This window comes from Thiohalocapsa sp. (assembly GCF_019695415.1).
Taxonomy (GTDB): domain Bacteria; phylum Pseudomonadota; class Gammaproteobacteria; order Chromatiales; family Chromatiaceae; genus Thiohalocapsa.
On the sequence record NZ_JAIFKJ010000238.1, the window covers coordinates 1 to 4,133 of the forward strand.

The 4,133-nt window shown below is 69.3% G+C and carries 2 protein-coding genes and 1 pseudogene; 1 reads left to right on the top strand and 2 read right to left on the bottom strand.

Going from position 1 to position 4,133, the window contains the following annotated elements:
* Nucleotides 1–75 precede the first annotated feature (75 nt).
* On the bottom strand, nucleotides 76–582 hold the full coding sequence (locus tag I6U14_RS06785) for an HIT family protein (protein WP_296897938.1): 507 nt from the start codon (nucleotides 580–582) through the stop codon (nucleotides 76–78).
* Between the two features lie 188 nt (nucleotides 583–770).
* Nucleotides 771–3,833, bottom strand: a pseudogene (purL, locus tag I6U14_RS06790) (phosphoribosylformylglycinamidine synthase); the annotation flags it as partial.
* Between the two features lie 34 nt (nucleotides 3,834–3,867).
* Here purL and I6U14_RS06795 point away from each other — a divergent pair.
* The coding region (locus I6U14_RS06795) for a hypothetical protein (protein ID WP_296897940.1) at nucleotides 3,868–4,133 on the top strand (266 nt) is incomplete at its 3' end.

Here is a 4,133-nt window from a genome sequence, read left to right on the forward strand (position 1 = left end):
GTGACCAAAAGGGGTTACCGTCACCGTATTGCATTGCCTGATGCGACCGGTGCGCACCAATGCGGTCCCCGCGCCTCAGCGCCTAGGATAGTGTGCGCGTTGAGGGATGACGTTGCGAATGCCGCCTTTCGGATTCTCGACGTCACCGTGGTAGCGCGGCAGGACGATCACGTGCAGATGGTCGATGCTTCTGCCTGCGGCTCTGCCGTCGTTGTTGCCGACGGTGTAGGCATCCGGCTTGCGGCTTATGAAATCCAGGCCCAGGACGGTTTCGATCTGGTCTTTGGGTCGGTCTCTGAGGTAATCGCGGCTGAGCATTTCCTGATACAGATCCCGCAGGTCGGTCTGCTCGATGACGCTCTTGATGCCCTGCAGCGCGGGGAAGTAGTCCGCCTGCTCGGTCTCATCCAGATCGAAGATGGAGAGCACATGCCGCTTCGGAATGAGCAGAGCGTGGCCGGGGTTGACCGGGTGGGTGTCGAAAATGCCCACGAAGGAGCGGTTCTCGACAATGAAGGGGTCGGTCTCGCCGCGGATCACGCGGCAGAAGTAGCAATCCTGTGGGGAATCGGATTGGGTCACGGCAGCGTCTCGGTGTATCGGTTTGGTTGATATAGGAAAAGAGGCTCACGCAGAGACCACGAAGCGCAAAGGGAAGAAAGAGAACGCGAGATTTTCCGCCGCGGCCGTTTTCCTGCATCGCACCTGTTTGCCGCGTTGATCGTGCAGATACAGGAGGGGCACAATTTTGACCCCGCGCCCCGGGGCCCTCAGCCCACCCACACCCGCGCATTGCGGAACAACCGCAGCCAGGGACCGTCCTCGCCCCAGTCGTCCGGGCACCAGGAGTGCTGGATGCTGCGGAAGACGCGCTCCGGGTGCGGCATCAGGATAGTCACGCGGCCGTCCTGGGTGGTGAGGCCGGTGATGCCGCCGGGTGAGCCGTTGGGGTTGGCGGGGTAGCGCTCGGCGGGCGCGCCGGTGTTCTCCACATAGCGCACGGCGCTGTAGGGCGCGGCGGCGGTGAGATGGTCCGCGTCGTGGAATTCGGCGCGGCCCTCGCCGTGGGCGACAGCGATGGGCAGGCGCGAGCCGGCCATGCCGGCGAGGAGGACGGACGGCGTCTCCAGCACCTCCACCAGCGCCAGCCTGGCCTCGAACTGCTCGGAGCGGTTGCGCACAAAGTGTGGCCAGTGCCCAGCGCCCGGGATCAGCTCGCGCAGGTTGGCGAGCATCTGGCAGCCGTTGCACACGCCGAGCGCAAAGCTGTCCGCACGCTCGAAGAAGGCCTGGAACTGCTCCCGGGCGCGGGGATTGAACAGGATGGTCTTGGCCCAGCCCTCGCCGGCGCCCAGCACGTCGCCGTAGCTGAAGCCGCCGCAGGCAGCGAGACCCTTGAACGCTGCAAGGTCCCGGCGCCCTTCGATGATGTCCGACATGTGCACGTCGATGCAGTCGAAGCCGGCGCGGTGGAAGGCCGCCGCCATCTCCAGCTGGCCGTTGACGCCCTGCTCGCGCAACACCGCGAGCTTTGGCCGCACGCCGGTCTTGATGAAGGGCGCGGCGATGTCGTTCGCGGGCTCGAACCCGAGCGTCGCATGCAGCCCCGGGTCATCGGCATCGATGCGGGCATGCTGCTCGTCGGCGCAGTTCGGGTTATCGCGCAGGCGCTGCATCTGCCAGCTGGTCTCGGACCAGAGGCGCTGCAGCTCGGTGCGGCTCGCGTCCAGGGGCCTGTGGATGCCGTTGCGGACCACCACCCGCTCCAGCGTCGTGGGCCGGCCAATGACGGCGGCGCAACCGCCCAAGCCGTGCTCCGCCAGGCGGGCCAGCACCGCGGCGCGCTCCGAGCGGCGAATCTGCAGCACCGCGCCCAGCTCCTCGCTGAACAGGGCTGCCACTGGATGGCGCTCGCCCTGCCCCTGCCTCCCCGGCGGCAGTAGCGCCAAGTCCACATCCACCCCACAGCGTCCGGCGAAGGCCATCTCGGCAAGCGTCACCAAGAGCCCACCGTCGGAACGGTCGTGGTAGGCCAGCAGCCGGCCCTCGGCATTGAGCTGCTGCACAGCGGCGAAGAAGCCCCGCAGCAGGACCGGATCGTCCAGGTCCGGCGGTCTGCTGCCGAGGCGGCCGTAGACCTGCGCCAGACAAGACCCGCCGAGTCGGTCCTGGCCGCGCCCGAGGTCCACCAGCACCAGATCCGTATCCTCCAGCGCCAGCGCCGCATCCCGCTCCGCCTGAAGCTGGGGGGTCAGACACCTTGCAGCATCCGTCACCGGCGCGAAGGCGGAGACGATGAGCGACAGCGGCGCCGCCATGGCGTGCTCGACGCCGTCGTCCCCGTGCCAGACCGTCTTCATGCTCATGGAGTCTTTGCCCACGGGGATGGCGATGCCGAGCGCCGGGCACAGCGCCTGCCCCACCGCGCGCACCGTGTCATAGAGCCTCGCGTCCTCGCCGTCGTGGCCGGCTGCTGCCATCCAGTTTGCCGAGAGCTTGATGTCGCCGAGCTGCCCGACGGGCGCGGCAGCGATGTTCGTGACGGCCTCGGCGACCGCCATGCGCCCGGCGGCCGGCGCATCCAGCAGCGCCAAGGGGGTGCGCTCGCCGATCGCCATGGCCTCACCGGTGAGGCCGTCGTAGTCGGTGAGTGTGACGGCACAGTCGGCGACGGGCACCTGCCAGGGACCGACCATCTGGTCCCGGGCGACGAGCCCGGTGACGGTGCGGTCGCCAATGGTGATGAGAAAGGTCTTGTCCGCCACCGCCGGCAGCCGCAGCACGCGACGCACGGCCTCGGCGATGTCAATGTCGGCGGTGTCGAAGGGCTCTGCCGGCGCCGGCAGCCGTGTCACATCCCGCGTCATCTTCGGCGGCTTGCCGAAGAGGAGCTGCATGGGCATGTCGATGGGCGTCTCGCCCAGATGCGCGTCCGTGAGCCTGAGCTGCGGCTCGGGCTCGGCGGTGCCGACGACGGCGTAAGGGCACCGCTCGCGCTCGCAGATGGCGGCGAAGTCTTCCAGGCGCGCTCGGTCCACCGCCAGCACATAGCGCTCCTGCGCCTCGTTGCACCAGATCTCCATGGGCGACATGCCGGGGTCGGCGTTGGGCACCTTGCGCAGCTCGAAGGTCGCCCCGCCGCCCCCACCGACATCGACGCCATCGGCGCCGTCGTGCACCAGCTCCGGCAGGGCGTTGGACAGGCCGCCGGCGCCCACGTCGTGGATGAACAGGATGGGATTCTCGTCGCCGCGGGCCCAGCAGCGGTCGATGACCTCCTGGCAGCGGCGCTGCATCTCCGGGTTCGCCCGCTGCACGGACGCGAAGTCCAGGTCCGCCGCCGACGCACCGCTGGCCATGCTCGAGGCCGCCCCGCCGCCGAGGCCGATGAGCATCGCCGGCCCGCCGAGCACGATGAGCGGTGTGTCCGCCGGGAAGTCGGTCTTCTGGACATGCTCGCCGCGAATGTTGCCCAAGCCCCCCGCGAGCATGATGGGCTTGTGATAGCCGCGCAGCTCGGTGCCGCCGGCGGCCAGCGGCACCCGCTGCTCGAAGGTGCGGAACCAGCCGGCGAGGTTCGGCCGGCCGAACTCGTTGTTGAAGGCGGCGGCGCCGATGGGCCCCTCCAGCATGATGTCCAGCGCCGAGACCATGCGCCCCGGCCGGCCCCACACCTGCCCGGCCTCCCAGGGCTGCTCGGCACCGGGGATGCGCAGGTTGGACACCGAAAAGCCGCACAGGCCCGCCTTGGGCTTGGCCCCGCGCCCGGGGGCGCCCCAGTCGCGGATCCCCCCGCCGGCCCCGGTGGCAGCCCCCGGGTCGGGCGCCATGGCCCCCGGGGGGTTTGGGGGCCCCGTCCTGCGAAAAATGGTCCCACCCGGCCACGACGAAGCCCAGCCGGGCCATGTGGATGGCGTAGGCCCGCGAGTAGACGCCCTCGGTCATTTTTTCGATTTCCTGCCCGTAGCCGCCGAGCATCAGCAGGGCCGGGGCGTCGGCGGGCAGGCCCTTGGGGATGACCAGCGCCAGGGGCATGCGGCGGTCCTTGTCGAAGGCCAGCGTGACCTTGCGGAGGACGTAGTCACCGTGGTCGGTTTCGGAGGCCACCTTGGCGTCGAGCGGGAGCTTCGACG